This is a genomic window from Microbacterium sp. WCS2018Hpa-9 (genome assembly GCF_031843745.1).
In the GTDB taxonomy this organism is placed as follows: Bacteria; Actinomycetota; Actinomycetes; order Actinomycetales; family Microbacteriaceae; genus Microbacterium.
In genome coordinates, this window is record NZ_JAVTIY010000003.1 from 47,063 (window position 1) to 66,931 (window position 19,869).

At 64.4% G+C, this 19,869-nt stretch carries 16 protein-coding genes; 8 read left to right on the forward strand and 8 right to left on the reverse strand.

Features of this window, described 5'->3' with window-relative positions; all coding sequences use genetic code 11:
* Positions 1-33 precede the first annotated feature (33 nt).
* The 8 genes from RQG82_RS06915 to RQG82_RS06950 form a co-directional block, all read right to left on the reverse strand.
* The gene (locus tag RQG82_RS06915; protein ID WP_311258371.1) at positions 34-753 is read right to left on the reverse strand and encodes a GntR family transcriptional regulator; all 720 of its coding nucleotides are present in this window, start codon (positions 751-753) and stop codon (positions 34-36) included.
* A gap of 72 nt (positions 754-825) precedes the next feature.
* The gene (locus tag RQG82_RS06920) at positions 826-1,731 is read right to left on the reverse strand and encodes a dihydrodipicolinate synthase family protein (RefSeq protein ID WP_311258802.1); all 906 of its coding nucleotides are present in this window, start codon (positions 1,729-1,731) and stop codon (positions 826-828) included.
* Between the two features lie 51 nt (positions 1,732-1,782).
* Positions 1,783-3,267 (reverse strand): Xaa-Pro aminopeptidase, encoded by a 1,485-nt coding sequence (locus RQG82_RS06925; protein ID WP_311258372.1) that lies wholly within the window; start codon positions 3,265-3,267, stop codon positions 1,783-1,785.
* Positions 3,268-3,295: 28 nt separating this feature from the next.
* Positions 3,296-4,597 carry an alpha/beta fold hydrolase gene (locus RQG82_RS06930; RefSeq protein WP_311258373.1) on the reverse strand — a complete coding sequence of 434 codons (1,302 nt, stop codon included), beginning with the start codon at positions 4,595-4,597 and terminating at the stop codon, positions 3,296-3,298.
* 52 nt (positions 4,598-4,649) lie between these two features.
* Positions 4,650-5,615 carry an ABC transporter permease gene (locus RQG82_RS06935; protein WP_311258374.1) on the reverse strand — a complete coding sequence of 322 codons (966 nt, stop codon included), beginning with the start codon at positions 5,613-5,615 and terminating at the stop codon, positions 4,650-4,652.
* Positions 5,612-6,571, reverse strand: coding sequence for an ABC transporter permease (locus RQG82_RS06940; protein ID WP_311258375.1), 960 nt, complete (start codon positions 6,569-6,571; stop codon positions 5,612-5,614). Before RQG82_RS06940 ends, RQG82_RS06935 begins: the two co-directional genes overlap by 4 nt.
* On the reverse strand, positions 6,568-8,205 hold the full coding sequence (locus RQG82_RS06945) for an ABC transporter ATP-binding protein (RefSeq protein WP_311258376.1): 1,638 nt from the start codon (positions 8,203-8,205) through the stop codon (positions 6,568-6,570). Before RQG82_RS06945 ends, RQG82_RS06940 begins: the two co-directional genes overlap by 4 nt.
* Positions 8,206-8,280: 75 nt before the next feature.
* Positions 8,281-10,341, reverse strand: coding sequence for an ABC transporter substrate-binding protein (locus RQG82_RS06950; RefSeq protein WP_311258377.1), 2,061 nt, complete (start codon positions 10,339-10,341; stop codon positions 8,281-8,283).
* Positions 10,342-10,494: 153 nt separating this feature from the next.
* Here RQG82_RS06950 and RQG82_RS06955 point away from each other — a divergent pair, with 153 nt between their 5' ends.
* From RQG82_RS06955 to RQG82_RS06990, 8 genes are all read left to right on the forward strand, one after another.
* A complete protein-coding gene (locus RQG82_RS06955) occupies positions 10,495-12,039 on the forward strand; it encodes an amidohydrolase (protein ID WP_311258378.1) in 1,545 nt (514 codons plus the stop codon).
* A gap of 38 nt (positions 12,040-12,077) precedes the next feature.
* The gene (locus RQG82_RS06960) at positions 12,078-13,037 is read left to right on the forward strand and encodes a transporter substrate-binding domain-containing protein (protein ID WP_311258379.1); all 960 of its coding nucleotides are present in this window, start codon (positions 12,078-12,080) and stop codon (positions 13,035-13,037) included.
* Positions 13,037-14,020, forward strand: a complete 984-nt coding sequence (locus tag RQG82_RS06965; protein ID WP_311258380.1) for an amino acid ABC transporter permease — start codon at positions 13,037-13,039, stop codon at positions 14,018-14,020. Before RQG82_RS06960 ends, RQG82_RS06965 begins: the two co-directional genes overlap by 1 nt.
* Positions 14,017-14,787 (forward strand): amino acid ABC transporter ATP-binding protein, encoded by a 771-nt coding sequence (locus tag RQG82_RS06970; protein WP_396653571.1) that lies wholly within the window; start codon positions 14,017-14,019, stop codon positions 14,785-14,787. Before RQG82_RS06965 ends, RQG82_RS06970 begins: the two co-directional genes overlap by 4 nt.
* A gap of 108 nt (positions 14,788-14,895) precedes the next feature.
* The gene (locus RQG82_RS06975) at positions 14,896-16,209 is read left to right on the forward strand and encodes a sugar ABC transporter substrate-binding protein (protein ID WP_311258381.1); all 1,314 of its coding nucleotides are present in this window, start codon (positions 14,896-14,898) and stop codon (positions 16,207-16,209) included.
* Positions 16,210-16,214: 5 nt separating this feature from the next.
* Positions 16,215-17,177, forward strand: a complete 963-nt coding sequence (locus tag RQG82_RS06980; RefSeq protein WP_311258382.1) for a sugar ABC transporter permease — start codon at positions 16,215-16,217, stop codon at positions 17,175-17,177.
* Positions 17,174-18,124, forward strand: a complete 951-nt coding sequence (locus tag RQG82_RS06985) for a carbohydrate ABC transporter permease (RefSeq protein WP_311258383.1) — start codon at positions 17,174-17,176, stop codon at positions 18,122-18,124. Before RQG82_RS06980 ends, RQG82_RS06985 begins: the two co-directional genes overlap by 4 nt.
* Positions 18,124-19,815: an MGH1-like glycoside hydrolase domain-containing protein gene (locus RQG82_RS06990; protein WP_311258384.1), complete on the forward strand. Its 1,692-nt coding sequence runs from the start codon at positions 18,124-18,126 to the stop codon at positions 19,813-19,815. The genes RQG82_RS06985 and RQG82_RS06990 overlap by 1 nt, the downstream gene beginning before the upstream one ends.
* The last annotated feature ends 54 nt before the right edge of the window (positions 19,816-19,869 follow it).

The window sequence follows — 19,869 nt, forward strand, 5'->3', positions numbered from 1 at the left end:
GATGGGTGTATATCGTCGCCCTCCAAGCCGACCTCAGCCCGCGGCCTCGGGCCTTCCTGCCCACCAGCCGATGACATGACCGATGTGCTGGTGCATGAGGCGTTCGGCTCGCTCGCCGTCGCCAGCGGCGAGCAGATCCAGCAGCTCGTGGTGCTCCGTCGCGGACTTCGACAACTCTTCGGTGGCGATGAGATCCGCGAGTCCGGGCAGGCGCGTCTCCTTGCGCAACTGGGAGATGAGCATTGCCAGTCGCGGGTTGCCGCTGTGCGCGTTGATCGCCTCGTGGAAGGCACGATCCGCCTCGAGGTACGTCGTCAGGTCGCCACTGGCAGCGCCGTTGACGATGGCATCCGCCGTCGAGCGCAGCCGCTCGAATGCGGAGTCCGGGATCCTCCCTGCCAGCTCGCGCATGACCGGCGGCTCGAGCAACCTCCGCACGGCGACAATGTTGGCCAGCTCGTCATCGCGGATGGCGGTCACACGGAAACCTTTGTTACGCACGGCCTCGACAAAACCAAGCTTTTCGAGATTCAACATCGCTTCGCGCACCGGCGTCGCGGAGACGTTGAAGCGTGCGGCGAGAACGGGCGCCGAGAACAGCTCGCCGGGTGCCATCTCTCCGGACCGGATCGCCGACTCGAGCGCTACCTCGACTCGCTCCCGAAGACTCATCATCGGCTGCAGGGCAGTGACGACGGAGGGAAGTGTCATGAGCGACCACCGATCAAGAGCGCGGGTAGTGCCATGCGGCATGGCACTACCCACAAAAGTACCCGAAGCCGCGCGAGCGGCACAGCAGCGCGCCGGAAAGCGCCGGGCGCCGGTTCAGGAATCGTATCCCTTGGCGGCGACCTCTTCGGTGTCGGCGATAATCCGGTCGGCAACGTCCTTCGACAGCGACAGGCGCGGCGGGCGGCACGGTCCCCCGTAGAGGCCCAGCACGTCCATCGATAGCTTGATCGACTCGACGAACTCGGTCTTCGAGTCCCAGCGCAGTAGCTTGTGCAGGTCGCGGTAGATGACCTTCGCACGCTCGAGATCCCGGACGTCGCCGGAGGTCGACAGGCGGAACAGCTCGACGGTGGCTCGCGGAATCGCGTTGGGATAGCCAGCCACCCATCCCACGGCTCCGGCGAAGCCGACTTCGAGGACGCTGTCATCGGTGCCGATGAGGATGTCGATATCCGGAGCAAGCTCCTTGATCTCGTAGATTCGGCGGGGATCGCCGGTGAACTCTTTCACGCCCACCATGTGGCCTGCCCCGTGAATCTCCGCGATGAGCTCGGGTACGAGGTCGACCTTCGTGTCGATCGGGTTGTTGTATCCGACGATGGGCAGGCCCACCTTCGCGACCGAGGCGTAATGGTGCTTCACCTGCTCGCGGTTCGCCCGGTAGCTGTTCGGAGGCAACAGCATGACGCAGTCCGCTCCCGCCTTCGCGGCCTGCTCGGCCCAGTGCGCCGACTGGAGCGCTCCGTACGCGCCGACTCCCGCCATCACCGAGAAACCCTTGGGCGCGGCATCCACTGCGACCTTGATGACTTGCGCGCGCTCCTGCTCGCTCAGATTCTGGTATTCGCCGAGAGAGCCGTTCGGCGCGATGCCGTCGCATCCGTTTTCAGCGAGGAAGCGGACGTGGTCGGCGAAACGGTCGTAGTCGACCGAGAGGTCATCTTTGAACGGCAGCGCGGATGCGACGATCACGCCATGCCAGGGAGCCTTTTGAGACATCATTGTTCCTTCCAGCGGATGAGGTATTCAATGCTAAGCATATGTGACATATTACAGAGTGCTCGCCATCCACAGTTCCAACCCCGCCGCGTCGATCGGCAGGCCGCTGCTGAGCACGTCGATGCCGTCGTCGGTCACCACGATGTCGTCCTCGATGCGGACGCCGATGCCACGCAGCTCGGGAGGCAGCGTCTCGTCCCAGGCATGGAAATACAGGCCGGGTTCCACTGTCAGCGCCATGCCGGGACGCATCTTCGCTTCGAAGTATTGCGTGTACGACGAGGCGCCGCAATCGTGCACGTCGAGACCGAGGTGGTGGCCAACCCCGCAGACGATGTAGCGCCGGTGCTGCTGCCCGTCGGGCGAGAGTGCCTCGTCGACAGAGACCGGCAGCAATCCCCAATCGGACAGCCCTTGAGCCAGCACCTCCATGCAGGCGACGTGAAAGTCGCGCCAGTCGCGACCCGGCCCAACTGCTTCCAGACCAGCGCGGTGCGACCGCTCGACGAGATCATGCACCTCGCGTTGCGCGGTATTGAAGCGCCCGCTGGCCGGAAGAGTCCGGGTCACGTCTGCCGTGTAGCCGCTGCGGTTCTCCACGCCCATGTCCAGCAGCAGCAGGGCATCCGGATCGACTGCACCGTCGGCGCGCACCCAGTGCAGGATCGGCGCATTCGCGCCGGAGCCGACGATGCTCGCATAACCCGGCGCCTGCCCGACCGTCCGCGCGTGACGGTCAAAGGTGCCCTGCAGCCAGCGCTCGCCCCCCTGCTCCACCGCACGGGGGATCTGTCGACGCACCTCCGCGAAACCATCGACGGTGTGCAGCACAGCTGCCCGCAGTTCGGCGAGCTCCCACGCATCCTTCTGCATCCGCAGCGCCGAGAGGGTGCGGGCGAGCTCGTTCGAGCGTCGCCGACCGCCGAGGACCCGGCCCGGTGCCACACCGACGACCGGGCTTCCAGCGATGAGGGCGTCGTCAGCGACAGCGAGCGCGTCCAGCTCCTGCACACGCAGATCGAGGGCGTCTGCGAACTCGGCCGCACCGGCGAGAGGACCGACCCACAGCTCGCCATGTGCGGAATCGGCATGGAACGCGGCAGCTCCGGGGCGTGCCGGTGGTGTGATGTAGAGTGCCGCGTCGTGGCCGCCCGCGGTGGGAGTGAGGACGAGCACCCCGTCCTCGATGCCGTAGCCCACGAGCCATAGGAAATCGCTGTGGGCACGGAACTCGAAGAAGCAGTCGTTCACTCGCGCCTGGGCGCGTCCCGCGGCGATCACGAGGGTCCGTCCCGGCAGTGCGGCGGAGAGTCGATTCCGGTGACGGCGAGCGGCCTCAGCCGCACCGGCCTCGGCCCGTGGCGCGCGATCGGCATCGCCCCAGCCCGTCCTCATCCACTCCGTGAATCCCGTGGCTCCGGCGAGCGACGGCATCCGCGGATCCCGCACGCCCGAGCGGGCGTCGGCGATCCCACTCTCCCAGTCAACGACGTGCACTTCCGCGCCGTACCCTGCGGGCTGATTCTCATTGCTCATGTCACTCTCCAGTCGGTCGTCGGGCCGGCTATCTGCGCCGGTTCGGAATGCCACCGAGGCGCCACTCCAGTGCGGTGAAAAGGCGTTCGGCGACTCCGTTGTCCACGATGCCGTCGTGCTCGTACTCATTGGTGACCCAGGCGTGGAGCCCACCTACGGCCTTCGCGGTGCCCATCGACAAACCGGCGTCCACGTACATGTCGTCGAGGTATACGACCGCCTCGATCGGCACGTCGTTGGCAGCGAGGCGATGGTTGTCGTATAGCTCGATGGGCCATTCCCGCGAGGCTAGCTGCTCCACACCCGCCTGGAAACCGCGGAGGGCTCGGATCTCTCCGAACATCCAGGGGAAGACCATCTCGCCGGTGAACAGCAGTGGCTGTGCATCCTCATCGAACGCAGTGCGGCGGTCCCGCTCGTGCTGCGCCGCCCAGCCGGTGGGACCGGCGCCGTAGATGCTCTCCTGTAAGGCGATGAACAGAGGGTTGGTGGCGAATGCCGTCGCTGCGCCCACTGCGCTGAGGAAGGTGTCGCTCAGGCGGGTCTCCGAACGGTCGGCGAAAGCTTCGTCGAACAACCAGTGCACTCGCTCAAATCCGGGCCCCATCCCGAAGTCGAAGCCAAGTGTCTGCAGGCGGCGGACGGTGAGCTGATCACCGTCCGGGAGTCGGACGCCCTCTGCCCGCAGAATCTCGGCCACCCGGGCGATGCGGTCGACGAGGTGCGGCGCGCGCTCACGGAAAAGCGTGTTCTTCTCCTGCACGCGCGGGAAGGTACGACGGTACACCTCGGCGGGATCTGGATCCAGCGACGGCAGGCCACCTGCGATCACCGAGGCGACGACTGCCTCGGGAGCGTGGGAGAGGTAGTGCAGCGTAAGGAAGCCGCCGTAGCTCTGCCCGAGGGTCCACCATTGGCGGTCATCGAAGTGCGTGGCGCGTAGCGCCTCGAAGTCGCGAACGATGGAGTCGGCGCGGTACAGCGAGAGCAACCGTGCCGACTCCTTAGCCGACATGGGTGCGAACATCGAGCCGGAGAGGGGAGTGGATCTGCCGGTACCGCGCTGGTCCGGCACGATGAGTCGGAATCGTGATAGCGCTGTAGCGACCCAGGAGTCGCGTCGCACCGGGCGCGGGCCCTTGCCGCCCGGCCCTCCCTGCAGGTGGAGCAGCAGGGGCAGATCGTCGTTGCGGTGTTCGGCGGCGACGAACTCGCGCGCGAAGATTTCGATGGTCTCGCCGTCGGGGTTGTTCCAGTCCAGCGGCACGGTGGTCCACAGATCGCGGGCCACGATGTTTCTGCTGACGAAGTATCCGGGAGGAGGGATCACGAGCCGTCACCTGGCTTTCTCGGGAGTGTGCGGGTGATTAACCCACCAGTGATCAGTGGGCACGGGTGCGCACCCGCGAGTCGAGCAGGGCATAGAAGAGGTCGACAATGAGGTTCGACAGCACCACAAACAACCCGCCCAGGAGCACGATCGCGATCACGATCGGCCGGTCCTGCATAGCCACGCTCGTCACGGCGAGTGCGCCGACACCCTGCAGACCGAACACCTGCTCGATAACGATCACGCCGCCCAGAAGCAGGCCGATATCGATGCCCAGCTGGGTCACGAGTGGCGGCATGGCGCTGCGGAAGGCGTGCACGTAGATCACGCGACGCTCCGTCAGTCCCTTCGCGCGGGCTGTGCGGACGTAGTCCTCGCCGAGCACGTCGAGCATCTGCCCCCGGGTGAGTCGCGCGTACACGGCGGCGGTGACCATGGCCAGCGTCAGCCAGGGGAGGGCGAGATGCCAGGCCCACTGCAGCGGGTCGACGGTGAACGGCACGTACCCCGACGGTGGGAACACATTCACGCCCACACGGGTGGGCAGGTAGTACAACAGGTACAGCGCTATCATGCCCAGCACGAAGGTGGGGAAACTGATGCCGACCAGCGCGAAGCCCTGACCCAGGCGGTCGCGGACGCTGCCGGGGCGCTTCGCCGAGGCGATACCGATCGGGATGCCGATGGCCAGCCAGACCACGACCGCACCGAAAACCAGCGACATCGTTGCCGGAATGCGGGCGAGCACGAGGTCGGCCACGGGCAGGTTCGAGCGGTAAGAGAAGCCGAGATCGCCCTGCAGCAGATTGCCGATGAAGATCAGGTACTGCTCCCAGATCGGCTTGTCCAGACCGAGGTTGGCCCTGATCTGGTTCATCAGCGCTTCCGTCGCTTTGTCGCCGGCGATGATGCGGGCGGGGTCGGAAGGCGTGACGTAGAACAGCAGGAAGATGAAGATGCTCAGCAGGAACAGCACGAGCAGTCCGAAGCCGATGCGCGACAGCAGAAAGCGGATCACGACTTCGCTCCCGTCGTGGAGGAAGGATCGAGGGCGTCACGCAATCCGTCGCCGAGCAGGTTGAACGTGAGTGTGAGCGTGAGCAGGGCGAGACCGGGCACGAGCACCATCCACGGAGCGACGATATACATAGATCCGTTCGCAGCGTCGGCGAGCATGTTCCCCCAGCTCGGAGTGGGGGGTACGGTGCCGAGACCGAGGAACGACAGGGTTGCCTCGAACACGATCGCTGCCGGGATCATCAGGGTCGTGTAGACGACGATCGGGACGACCAGGTTGGGTAGCACGTCGCGGAACATGGTGGCGATGCCGGACTGTCCGAGCGAGCGTGCCGTCTCGATGAACTCGCGTTCGCGCAGTGCCAGGACCTGTCCGCGGATTACACGGGCGAGTCCGGCCCAGCTGAAGAAGACGATAACCGAGATGGAGAGCTGCTGGCTGGGGCCGAGAACCGAGACGGTGGCGATCGCGACGAGCAGGAACGGCACGCTCATGACCAGGTCGATGACCCGGCTGAGCACGGTGTCGACGACGCCTCCGAAGAATCCGGCCGTCATCCCGATCAGGATGCCGATGACCGACGCGGCCAGAGACGCGACGACGCCCACGAGTAGTGAGACTTGGGCGCCGTACGCCAGCCGTACCAGCAAGTCGCGGCCGAGCTGGTCGGTTCCCAACAGGAATTCCGCGTTCGGCGCCACCGGCATCCCAGCGGGAGAGAGGCCCGTCTCGCGAAGCTGCGCGGTGGGGCCGTGGCCGGTCCAGTGCGCGAGCAAGGGAGCCGCGAGGGCGAAGGCGACGATGAGCACGATAGCGACGGCCGCTCCGACGCTCGCCGGGTCTCTGCGCAGTCGGCGCAGGGTGAGATGCCACGAACTCTTGACGCCGGCTGCCGCGTCCGCCGCTCCTCGCGACGGGATCATCAGTGTGAGGGTCTCCTTGGAGAACGGGCTCATGTCAAGGCCTCCGATGTCGTGGCATCGTCTGCGTCGTCGATGCTGAGCGCGCTGAGGAAGGAGGCGGCCAGAAGTTTCTTGGTGAATGCTTCCCGTGGCGCACGATAGATGGTCTCGGCATCTTCGAGCTCCACGATGCGCCCGTGCTCCATGACCGCAATGCGGTCGCACATGTGCCTGACGACGGCGAGATCGTGTGAGATGAACAGGTATGTGAGCCCGAGTTCGCGCTGCAGGTCGTCAAGCAGCTGCAGAACCTGCGCCTGCACGGTCACGTCGAGAGCGGACACCGGTTCGTCGAGGATGATCAGGTCGGGCTTAAGGGCGATGGCGCGCGCGATGCCGATGCGCTGACGCTGACCGCCGGAGAACTGGGAGGGAAAGCGGTTGTAGTGGTCGGGGTCGAGTCCGACCTGCTCCAGAAGCTTGAGTACACGCGTCTCGCGCTCTCGAGGGGTGCCGACGCCGTGGATCCGCAGCGGGTCGCCGATGATCGATCCGACCCGCCGCTTCGGGTTCAGCGAGGAGAAAGGATCCTGGAAGACGACCTGAACGCGTTGACGCATTTTCCGCCACTGCGCGCCGCTGATCCGGCTGATGTCGGTGCCGTCGAAGTGCACGGTGCCTTCTGATGGTTTGACGAGACCGGCGATGGTGCGCGCCAGGGTCGTCTTGCCGCATCCGCTCTCGCCAACGAGGCCGAGCGTCTCGCCCCGCCGCACTTCGAGGCTGATGCCGTCGAGAACTCGCCGTTCGACCCTGCGTCGCGCCGAGAACGAGAGGCTTACGTCGGACACGGCAGCAATGGCCCCGCGCGCTGGATCGGAAAGTCGGTGGGGCACCGGGCGGCGTTTGCTTTGTGTGAACGAGGATGACGCGATTAGCGCTCGTGTGTACGGTTCGCGGGGGCGGCGGAGCACCTCGTCGCTGGTCCCGAGTTCGACCTGCTCGCCGCGGTGCATCACCATCACGCGGTCGGCGACGCTGGCCATGACGCTGAGGTCGTGGCTGATCATCAGCACCGTGGCACCGAAGTCCTCCTTCATCTCCGCGAGGAGCTGAAGGATCTGCGCCTGCACGGTGGAGTCGAGCGCGGTGGTCGGCTCATCCGCGATGAGCAGCGCGGGGTCGAGAGAGAGGCTCATGGCGATCATGACTCGCTGACGCATGCCACCCGAGAACTGGTGGGGGTAGGCGTCGAAACGTGACGCCGCGTCGGCGATGTGCACCTTGTCCAGTAGTTGAATGGCTCGAGCCTTCGCGGCCTTCTGCGTGACGTTCTCATGCGCACGGATCTGCTCTACGATCTGCCACCCGACGGTGTACTGCGGGTGCAGGCTCGACAGAGGATCCTGGAAGATCATGCTGATCTTCTTGCCCCGCGTACGTCGTAGGTGCTCAGCGCCGAGCGAGAGCAGATCCTCGCCCTGGAACCGCACCGACCCCGCGGTGCGGGCCTGCGGGACGAGCCCCATGACTGACTGCACGAGCACAGACTTGCCCGAGCCGGATTCCCCGACGATGCCGAAGAATTCCCCCTCTCCGACGTCGAAGGAGACGTCCTTGACGGCATGCACGTCGCCGCCCTCAGTAGGGATATTGACCCGCAGGTGGGACACCTCAAGAATAGGCATTCGTTCTCTTCCGTTCGCAGTGCGAGCTGCTGTGGCGTGAGCGGATCACGCCACAGCAGCAGGGCGTTCGTGCGGCTACTTCGTCAGCCAGACGTTGGCCCAGTCGCCGTTCTGGGAGAGCGCGTAGATCGAGAAGTCCTGCACACGATCGGAGTGATAGTTGGCCTTCTTCTTAGCGGCGATGCTGACGATCGGCGAGTCCGCCATGACGGTCTCGTCCACCTGGTGCCACAGCTCCGCGGCCTCTTCAGGCGTACCTGCAGCGAGGGCCTCGTCGGCGAGGGCGTTTGCCTCGGCATTGTCGTAGTCGACGTAGTTGTACGCCTGCGGGGTGCCGTCGAAGGTGAACTGCGGCTGGTAGACGCTGCGTGCCGCGCCGCCGACCCAGTCCGGCGACCAGCCGACCAGAGCGATGTCCCACTCGCCGCTCGTCGCGTTCTCGGTGTTGGTCATGAAGTTGGCGTAGTAATCGGTGGGCGGAACCGGGAACAGCTCGACCGTGATGCCGGCCTTCTGCAGGCTCTCCTGAACCGTCTGCGCGATGTCGGGCTGCGATCCGAGATTACGATATGGCAACTTCAGAGTGAGGTTCTCCACGCCGGCCTGCGCGAGCAACTGCTTCGCCTTGTCAGGGTCCGCCTTGCCGTTCGAATCGCCATACGGCGCGTACTCCTCGTAACCGTTGATGCCGGGACCGAAGATGCCGTTCGTCACCGTGGCGATCTCCTCGCCGCCCATGACCTGGACGACGGCGCTCTTGTCGATGGCGTACTGCAGCGCCTGGCGGACTTCGAGCTTCTGCAGTGCTCCGCCGTTGTTGTCAGTCTTGGTGTTGATCCACATGAACTGGTCGATGCCGCCGTTCTCAAGAGTGGAGAACTTCTTGTCGTTGGCCGCCGTCAGCTGTTGGATGCTCGCGGGGCCGGGCTGGATGTCGAACAGCATGTCGGCGGAGCCGGCCTGCAACTGCTGCATCGCGGCATCCACCTCCACCCCCATCGTCATCTCGATGCTGTCGACGTACGCCTTGCGCAGCGGATCGCTCTCCGCATCCCATGAGGGATTGCGTACGAGGGTGAGCTTCACGTCGGGCTTGTGCTCATCGATCATGTACGGCCCGGAGGAGACGAAGTTGTTGCGGTACTCGGGGGAGTCGGGAATGTAGTCGAGGACCTCGACCGGCGCGGGATTGGCAGTCGCCAGACTCAGCATCGACGTGAAGTCCGAAGCGGGCTCGGTGAGGTGGAAGACGACGGTCTTGTCGTCCGGGGTCTCGATACCCGCGATGTCGTTCGCTTCGATGTACTCCTTCATCGGGCCGATCTCGGGTGCTACGCCGGCGAAGCCGTCGCAGAACTCAGCCATGCCGTCAATGAGAGTAATGAAATAACTGCCGAGCGCAGCGCCGAGGTACGGATTGCAGATGCGCTCGATACCGCGCTCTACATCGCCCGAGACGATCGGCCGGGCGCCCTCGGCGGCGTTCCAACTCGCGCCGTCGCGCAGGGTGATGGTGTACGTCAGCCCGCTATCAGCGGGCTCCGGCACCTCGGTAGCGAGATCACCGACGAGGGTCGAGCGGTCTTCCGCATCGTTCGAAGCCTCGTAGCTCAGCAGAGAGCGGGAGATGACCCGGGTGATGCTATTAGCCGGCACATACGCGAGCAGCTGCGGGTCGATATGGTCAGCGTCGCCGTTGGCAAGCACCTTGAGAGTGCCGCCGGTCTGCGGTTCGCCGGCGTCGCCGTCACCACCGCCTGCGGCGGCGCAGCCGTTAAGCGTCAGCGCGACGATCGAGCTGACGACCAGGAGTGGAACCACCGTGAATATCTTGTTACGAGCCATAGAATCGTCCTTGAGTCTTGGGTTCGGCCTTGCGCCCGGATCTTCGTCGGGCGGCGAGGGAACAAAGCTAGCTGTAGTGAGCTGTAACATAGCACATGTCAAATAACGGTAGCGCCCGGCGTTTCTTGGCCGAAACGGCGCGCGCGGCCAGTTGGGCCAGGCCGCCCAGATCCGCTGATGCCACCTAGTTTTGGATACGCAGATGACTCTCTTGCATACGGGCGCCGACATGGATAGCGACACCGAGAACGACTCGCGGTTGCGTGGCCGCACGCTCGCCTCCTGGTCCATAAAACAGCTCAGTTGCACGTGATGACAGATCGACCCTTGCCCGATCTGTTGAATTCTGTATTCTGAATGCAGAGCGATGAGGCTTGCACGCGCGGGACTCGGATACTCCACTGCCTGGGACTACGCCCAGCGGCCTGACGGGACGAGCGCGCCATGAGTATGACGATCTATGAAAACTGCGTCATTGGACGCGGGGGAGGAGCCTCAGACGCCGAGGCAATCCTTCTTGCTGATGGACGCATGCGCGTCGTAGGGACACTCGAGCAATGCATCAACGCGGCTACCGGCGCAACTGAGCGGGTGGACTTGCAGGGAGGCTTCCTTTCGCCGGGTTTCATCGACGCGCACGTCCATACCGTCCAGCTCGCTACACGATCCATGGAGCTCGACGTATCCGAAGCCGACGGGTTCGCCGAACTCGCACTACGAGTTGGGCAGGCTATGCCTGGCCCCGACGCCGTAGGGCTGACGAAGTCAGGCTGGATGCTTGGCGCAGGATGGAACGAAGGCGGCTGGGACGATCGACGCCCAGCGTCCCTCGCCGCTCTAGATCTCGCCACAGGCGAGTGTCCGACCGCGCTACACTCGGGTGACTTGCATGCCTACTGGCTGAATTCCGCCGCGATCAGGTGTCTTGGCCTCAACCCGGATGAGGTACCCGACGGGCTCGTACGCGAAGAAACCGCTTTCGCCGTCCAGCACGAGATTGAGCGCACAGTGCAAGACGAGCTTCAGTCGCGCATTGCGGACGTGCTCACACGGTTCCTGGCGGTTGGCGTAACGGGCGTACATGACATCGACAACCACATCGCGCTCGATGCTTTCCGCCATCTCGCCGACCAGCAGGCGCTGCCGCTACGCGTGCATAAACTCACCATCGCTGATGAGCTGGAGCGGGTGGTGGGGAGCGGAATCTTCACCGGGGCAGGCAACGAATGGCTCGACTATGGAGGCATCAAACTCTTCTCGGATGGATCTCTCGGATCGCACACCTGCTACCTGACTGAACCTTTCGCCGACCGGCCCGACACCCGGGGGCACGAAGCTCTCGATGTGTCCCAGCTGCGCCACGCGATCCACAGTTGCGCGAAATGGGGATTCTCGGTCGCCATCCATGCCATCGGAGATGGCGCGGTGCGAAACGCGCTTGAAGCACTCACTACCGCCCCACGCATGGTCGTTCCCAATCGGATTGAGCATGCACAACATATCCGAAGAGAGGATCTCGTCCGCTTCGAGCGGAGCGGAGCGACCGCGGTAATGCAGCCGGCATCGTGCGTTTCAGATATCGCAATGGTTCAGCGCCGCCTCGGCGGCCGAGACCTGTTCTCGTACCCGTGGCGGAGCCTACGCAATCGGGGCGTGGAAGTCGCTTTTAGCTCGGATGCCCCGGTAGAAAATATCAATCCGCTCGCGGGCATAGCTTCTGCTGTGACCAGACAGCGAGTCGATGGCACTCCTACCGGTGGATGGCAACCCCAAGAGAGATTGAGCCTCGCCGAAGCATGGCGCGCTTACACCCTGGCGCCCGCGCTCGCCGGGGGGCACAAAGACCGCGGGCGCATAGCGCCCGGCATGTTGGCGGATCTGGTCGTGCTCGACCGCGACCCACGAACCGTCGATGATACTGCATTAAACCAGACGCAGGTGCTTCGTACCATCGTTGGCGGAGTCACCCGCTGGACCACCGCGGCATAGTCCGCGTAGACCAAATCACAAAGAAATGAGGCAATGAGATGAACACCAAAAAGGCCAAAGCCGTCCTGACAAGCGCTGTTCTCGTCGGGGCACTGATGCTCAGCGGGTGCGGAGGCCAGCCTATTGGAGGATCGCAGACCTCCTCGCCGGAGAACTCAGGATCCGCGTCCCGCGTGGAGGTCCCCGCGGGCGATCTGGCATCCGACGTGCTTGCGAATCTCGAAACGGACCCAGAGCTGGCGGAGCGGGTTCCCGAATCAATCAAGTCGAAGGGGCTCATTGTCGCGACGGCAGACGGGTACCCACCTATGGAGATGTTCGACACCGATGGTGAGACGATGATCGGCGTCGACATGTCCCTCGCCCGTGCGCTTGCGGCAATGTGGGGCGTGAAAGTTGTCATCGAAAACTCAGATCAGAACGCCATGGTGCCCGGCGTAGCTTCTGGTCGTTTCGACATGGTGATCTCGGGTCTGAACGACACTGAAGCACGCCGGGAAAAGGTAGCCTTCGTCGACTATGCGAAGTCTGCAGGGGCATTCGTGGTCGCTAGTGGCAACCCCAAGAACATCGAAACTCCGGCCGATCTCTGCGGCAAAACCCTCGCGGTGCTCGACAACGGCTTCTATATGCAGCTAGCCCAGACGTACAGTAGCGACTGCGCGGCTAAAGGCGAGCCTGAAGTGACGATCATGGGTTTCGCGAACGATCCCGAAGCGTTGCTGCAACTGAAAAACGGGCGAGCGGACGCTGGCATGAATGACTTCCCGGTTGCGCAATACCGTGTCACCCAGTCAGAGGGGGCTCTTGAAGCTATCGAAATCTCGGGGGAGGCTCTGTTCGGTATCGGCATCGCTCCCACCGACGATGAACTCATCAGCCTCACCCAAGACACGCTGAACCAGATGATGACCGACGGCACCTACGCAGACATTCTCGAGGCGTGGGATCTTGGCGACATGGCCGTCGACGAAGCTACCGTGAACAAGGGGAACTGATGACCCTGCGTTCGGCATCCAATTCGGCGCAGGAACCTAAAGACCCGCGTGTAGTGCGATGGCCGCACCCGGGCAACACCACACCGCTGCGACATCCTGGGCGCATAGTCATCGCACTGGTCTGTTTGGCCGCACTAGGAGGATTCGCCTACGCGCTGGCCACGAACCCAAACCTCTCGTGGCCAGCCGTAGCGCAGTACATCTTCTTCCCCAAAATCCTATCTGGGGTCGGCGTCACCATCGCGCTATCGATCATCGCTACCGTGATCGGGATCGTAATCGGCGTGGTGCTGGCGGTGATGAAGCTATCTGCCAATCCGCTCGCCAGGTGGCTCAGCACCCTGTACATCTGGTTTTTCCGAGGGACCCCGGTACTCGTACAGCTCATCTTCTGGTTCAACCTTGCGTTTCTATTCCCCACACTTACCATTGCGATTCCCGGAACGAACCTCGGATACGAGTGGGACACCAACTCTTTGATGACTGGATTCAACGCCGCCGTGCTCGGGCTGGCGCTCAATCTTGGAGCCTACGCGGCGGAGATTGTTCGAGCAGGCATCCAGGCCATCGACATCGGTCAGTCCGAAGCCGCCAGCTCACTAGGAATGACCTCCGCACAACGACTGCGTATCGTCGTGCTGCCGCAGGCTCTGCGCATCATCATCCCTCCGTTTGGGAACGAGTTCATCGGGATGTTGAAAACGACATCCCTCGTTTACGTGGTTGCAGGCAACGACCTCATGACCAACGCAAGCCAGATCTACAAGGAGAACAGCAAGATCATGGAACTGCTGATCGTGGCAAGCATCTGGTACATGCTGCTCACAGCGATCGCGACGTACCTGCAAAGCAAGCTGGAGAAGAAGTTCGGCTACTCCAACCTCCCTCCCTCTCCCGGTAGGCGGCGACCTGCGCCCCCTGCCGACACCGGCGGCTTGTTCCGCACTGGGGTTATCCGCGTGCCGTCGGAGGACTTGACATGAGCGCCATGGAACCAGTTATCCGCGCAGAAGGGGTGCGTAAGTCCTTCGGTGACGCCCAGGTGCTACGTGGAATCGACTTCGAGGTCGCGCGCGGAGAGGTTGCGTGCATCATCGGCCCCTCCGGATCGGGAAAGTCAACTTTCTTGCGGTGTCTGAACGCTCTTGAGCTGATCGACTCCGGGCTCATACGTGTGAACGGCGAAAGCGTCGGTTATACCGCTCGCGGCGACCAATTCATCGAGTGGCGGCCCAGCCAGTTCGCTCAGTTCCGACGCAACATCGGCATGGTGTTCCAGCGGTTCAACCTATTCGGCAACATGAACACCTTGGAGAATGTGGTCTGCGCGCAGGTAAAAGTGAAGGGCGTATCGAAGACAGAAGCGATCGCTAACGCGACCTACCAGCTACAGAGGGTCGGGATGGGCGCGCACACCCAAAAGTATCCGAATCAACTCTCGGGAGGGCAGCAACAGCGCGTGGCGATCGCCCGTTCTCTTGCGATGGACCCGGCTGTGATGCTCTTCGACGAGCCGACCTCCGGTCTGGACCCTGAACTCGTCGACGAGGTACTTGAGGTCATGAAATCTCTGGCCGTAGCAGGGATGACGATGGTCCTCGTAACGCACGAAATCGCCTTCGCCCGGGAAGTTGCAGACTCCCTGACTTTCATTGATGGGGGAGTGGTGGTGGAGCGGGGGATCCCCCGTGAAGTGCTCTCGAACCCATCTAACGAACGCACTCAGAGGTTCCTCTCGAAGGTGCTCTGAGAGAGACGAGTAGCAGTAGGGCTTGACATGATGTCATTCTGTATACAGAATACGAGATGCCCCTCGAGGGCTTCAAGACGACCTTCCAATGATGAAAGAGGTAGCGAGATGGCACGTGCGAACCTGACGCGGTATCTGGCACTGGGTGCCGCCGGCGCTCTGACCCTGGGACTCGCCGCGTGCAGCGGGGGCGGCGGCGGCGGCGGCGGAGGGGTTGACGCCGATGGCAACGCCACGGTCGTCTGGTCGACCTGGGGCACCGCCGACGAACTCACCCGCTACGAGGAGTTCAACAAGGACTTCATGGAGCGCCACCCCGACATCAAGGTCAAGCTGCAGCCGGTCGCAGACTACGGCGATTACCACTCGAAGCTGCTCGCGCAGCTGACCAGCAACACCGCCCCTGACGTGTTCTACGTGGGCGACGACAAGATCGGGCAGTTCGTCGACTCGAAGCGCCTCATGCCGCTGAACGAGCTGATGGACTCGAAGGAGAGCCAGACCAAGAAGGACGACTTCTTCCCCGGCCTCTTCGGCGCTGCCGAGAACGACGGAGAGGTGTACGCCGCCCCCAACGACTCGAACCCCGACGTGTTCTGGTACGACAAGCAGGCACTGGCCGCCGCCAGCATCACCGAGGATCCCGCGACCCTGGCCGAGAGCGGCGAGTGGACCACCGACAAGTTCCTCGAGATGAACGCGAAGCTCCACGACGCGGGCCTCACCGGCACCATGTACTGGAACTACTGGGCGACCCACTGGAGCTGGCTGTCGTCGCAGGGTCTCGAGGCTCCCTACGACGATTCCGGCGCCTTCGTCGCGAACGAGGATGCCGACACGGTCGAGGCCGTGCAGCAGCTCGGCGACCTCTTCCAGGACGGCACCTTCGTCGTCGCCGACTCGCTCCCGGACGGCGCCGGCGCCGACAGCGTCTTCGTCACGCACAAGGCCGGCTTCTTCGTGCAGGGCCGCTACACGATCGGCACGGTCGACGCGACCGGAGAGCAGGACAGCTACGACATCGTCCCCTGGCCGACCCCCGACGGCGAGGCCGCCCCGACGGGCGTCGCGACCAGCTTCCTCGCGATCAACGGCAAGACGAAGGTGAAGGATGCGGCCTTCACCTTCTGGACCGAGTTCCTCTCCGCTGAAGGCCAGACGTTCCGACTCGAGGGCGGCGGCAACGCCGTGCCCTCGATCAAGGGCGCCGACGAAGTCGTGCTCGAGGGCGACTACCCCGCGCACGCGCAGACCTTCCTCGACATGCGCGACATCGGCTACGAGGACTACCCCGCCGAGGCCATGATCTCGGGCCTGCCGACCGCGGTGGCCGACGAGTTCCTGAAACTCTACCAGGGCAAGGCCGACGCTCAGGCGACGCTCGACACCATCGCCGACGTGGTCAAGGAACGGTCGGAGTAAGACGAGTGACCGCTCTCATCGAGAACGGGCGGATGCCGCAGGCAGCACCTGCGGCGTCCGCCCCGCCCCTGCGCAAGGAGGCGCTCTGGCGTCGTCGCGATCGCCTGTGGGGGTACGTCTTCGTCGGCCCGCAGATGATCGGCATGGGATTGTTCGTGGTGCTGCCGTTCGCCGCCAGCCTGGTGTTGGCGTTCGCGGACTGGGACGGCCTGAGCGACCTCACCTGGGTGGGGTTCGCCAACTTCGCCGATCAGTTGCAGGATCCGCTGCTCGGTCGCGCCATCCTCAACACGCTGATCATCGCGATCGTCACGGTGCCGATCGGTCTCGGCCTCTCGGTGATCGTCGCGGTCGCGCTGGAGAAGCTGAAGACGCGCACGCTGTATCTGGTCCTCTTCTTCGCCCCGGTCGTGACCTCGACGGTCGCGGTGGCGATGATCTGGCAGCAGATGTTCCGCGCCGACGGCCTGCTCTCCACCACGATCTCAAAGGTCTTCGGGATCACCCCGCCGGACTGGCTGCAGGACCCGAAGCTCGCTCTCCTCGCGGTCTGCATCGTCACCATCTGGTCGTCGATGGGCCTGAACGTCGTGATCTTCCTCGCCGGGCTGCAGAACATCTCGCCCTCGGTGATCGAGGCCGCGCGCATCGACGGTGCCGGTCCCTGGCGGCTGTTCACGGGTATCCGCCTGCCGCTGCTCTCGCCGATCGTGTTCTTCTCGTCGGTCGTGGCGTTCATCTCATCGCTGCAGACCTTCGACACCGTCTACGTGCTCGTGCAGAACGCCGGACCGGACAACGCCACGCGCACGATCGTTTATCACATCTTCGATCTGGGCTTCGGGCGCTTCGAGTTCGGTCCGTCCAGCGCCGCGAGCATCATCCTGCTCGCCCTCACCCTCGTCATCACGGCGATCCAGTTCGGCGCGCAGAAGAAGTTCGTCCACTACGAGGATGACCCCGCATGAGCCTCCAGACCCCTCCGCTGACCGGTCCCGCTCCGGCCACCGACTCGACCATCGCGATCACCGCTCCCGGCTATCGGCAACGCGGCCGCGGCGGTGCCGGTGCCGGTGCCGGTCGTGCCCGCCGCCGCGTCGGCGCGACAGCCCTGCACATCGTGCTCGTGATCGCCGGCATCGCGATGGTGTTCCCGTTCATCTGGATGCTGCTCACCTCCTTCAAGACGCTGCCGCAGCTGCTGAAGAATCCGCTGGAGTTCCTGCCGAGCCCGTGGACCTTCGACAACTACGCGGAGGCGTGGAATGCGGTGCCGTTCGCGCAGGCCTATCTGAACAGCGGATACATCGCGCTGCTCGTCGTCGTTGGCACGCTGATCACCGCGTCGATGGCCGGCTACGCGTTCGCACGCATCCGCTTCGGGGGCAGTCGCGTGCTGTTCATCGTGTTCCTCGCGACGCAGATGATCCCCAAGCAGGTCACGCTCATCCCGTTCTACCTGCTGATGTCGAACCTCGGCTGGGTCGACTCGCATCTCGCGTTGATCATCCCCGGAATCATCGCGAACCCGTTCGCCGTGTTCCTCATGCGCCAGTTCGTTCTCGCGCTGCCGCGGGAGCTCGAGGAAGCGGCCATCGTCGACGGCGCCGGTCGCTGGCGCATCTTCTGGAGCGTCGTGCTGCCGAACCTGAAGCCGGGCCTCGCGGCGCTCAGCATCATCGTCGCGCTCGACGTGTGGAACGCGTTCCTCTTCCCGCTCGTGCTGCTGAACTCGCCCGACCTGTTCACGGTGCCGCTGCTGCTGAACGCGTTCGAGAGTCAGCAGGGCTCCGTGAACTACGGCCTCGTGATGGCGGCATCCGCGATCGCGACCGTGCCGATGCTGATCGTGTTCGTGATCGGGCAGCGCAAGATCCTGAACAGCATGGCCGCCTCGGGGCTCGGAGGTCGTTGATGACGGATGCCGCGGCGCTCGCCGGCCGCCACCTCGACCTGGTCTCCGCGCCGTTCACTCTCCCGCGCTCGCGCGTGCTCGTGTTCCGCGAGGGCGACGGTCTCCGCGTGCACACCTCGGAGTACGAGCGGCGGCTCTCGGAATGCCGGGTGCTCGACGGGCTGACGGTGCTGGATGCCGCAGGGCATGCGCTTCCGGTGGCGGATGTGCTGCCGGGCAGGGTCACGTTCGGCCCTTCGACAAGCTCAGGGACCCAGGGTGGCTGGGAGAGCGTTTCGTCTCGCTCCGCTCGCTCAACGACCGAGGCGACGCTCACCTTCGCTGACCCCACGACATTGAGCATCGGCGGGAGCCCCGACGTCACGGTGCGGCTCGAACTGCCGGACGGTTCGATGCAGCAGCATCCGCTCGGTGACGGCATCCGCATCCGTATCGACGCGGACCGCAGCGTGACCGTCGGACCCGGTGACCACGACGCGGCGCTCGCCGCGACGGACCGCATCTGGTCCGACTGGTTCGCGAAGTGCCCGGTCGTGCGCGACGACCTGCAGGAGATGGCTGCGTTCTGCTGGTGGGTGCTCGGAGCGAACATCGTCGAGCTGCCGTCGCTGGGCGATTCGAGGGCGATCGTGCCCTCGAAGATCGGCTACGTCGGCCTCTGGCAGTGGGACGCCTACTTCATCGCGGTCGGCGTGCGTCACGGCGATCCTGGGCTCGCTCGCGAGCAGCTCGACATCGCCTTCCGGTTCCCGCAGCCCGACGGACAGCTGCCCGATGTCGTGCATGAGCTCGGAGTTCTCGCGACGAGCGACGACCTGCCCGAGAGCGACCGCGCGACCCTCCGCCGCGCCGGCTCGCAGATCGCCGACCCGAGCGCGCCCGTGCCGCTCACCAAACCGCCGCTCGCGGCGTGGGCGCTGCGCAAGGTGCTCGAAGTCGAGGATGCGCCCGACTGGGCGCGCGAGCAGTTGGCCCGTGTCATCCGCTCGCAGGATTGGTGGTTCGCGGGGAGCGACCTCGATCACGACGGGATGCCGGAGTACGGGCATCCGTACTCCTCCGGGCTCGATGACAGTCCGATCTTCGACGGACCGCTGCCGACCGCCGCCCCCGACCTCGGCGCGTATCTGGTGCGGCAGGACCGCGAGATCGCCGATCTCCTTGATCGCTACGAGCCGGACGCCGACGTCTCACGGTTCCGCGAGCGAGCTGCTCGCACGCAGGAGCTGCTGTGGACGATGTGGGATGCCGAACGCGGCCGCTTCCTCGCCCACGGGGGAGGGGAGCCGCAATTCAGCGACACGATCGTCGGGCTCATGCCCCTTCTGACCGGCACCCTGCCGGAACCGATCGTGGAGGCGCTGCGCGCGGCCGTCGACGACCCCGAGCGCTTCGGTCTGGAGTGGGGACTGCCCACCGTCGCGGCATCCGATCCCGACTTCTCCGACGAAAGGATGTGGCGCGGACCGGTCTGGGTGAACACGAATTCTCTCGTCGCAGAGGGACTCGAGGCCTCCGGGTACCCCGAGCGCGCGCGGGAGCTGCGCGAGCAGACCGTCGCCCTCGTCATCCACGGCGGCGGGCCTCACGAGTACTTCAACCCGCGCACCGGGCAGAAGGCGTGCACCGCCACGACCGCGTTCGGGTGGTCGGCAGCGCTCTTCATCGACCTCGCGGTCGAACTCTCCTAGACGCCCACCATCTCGAATGACTTGAGAAGTCTCACCGACTGTATGCAGTATTTA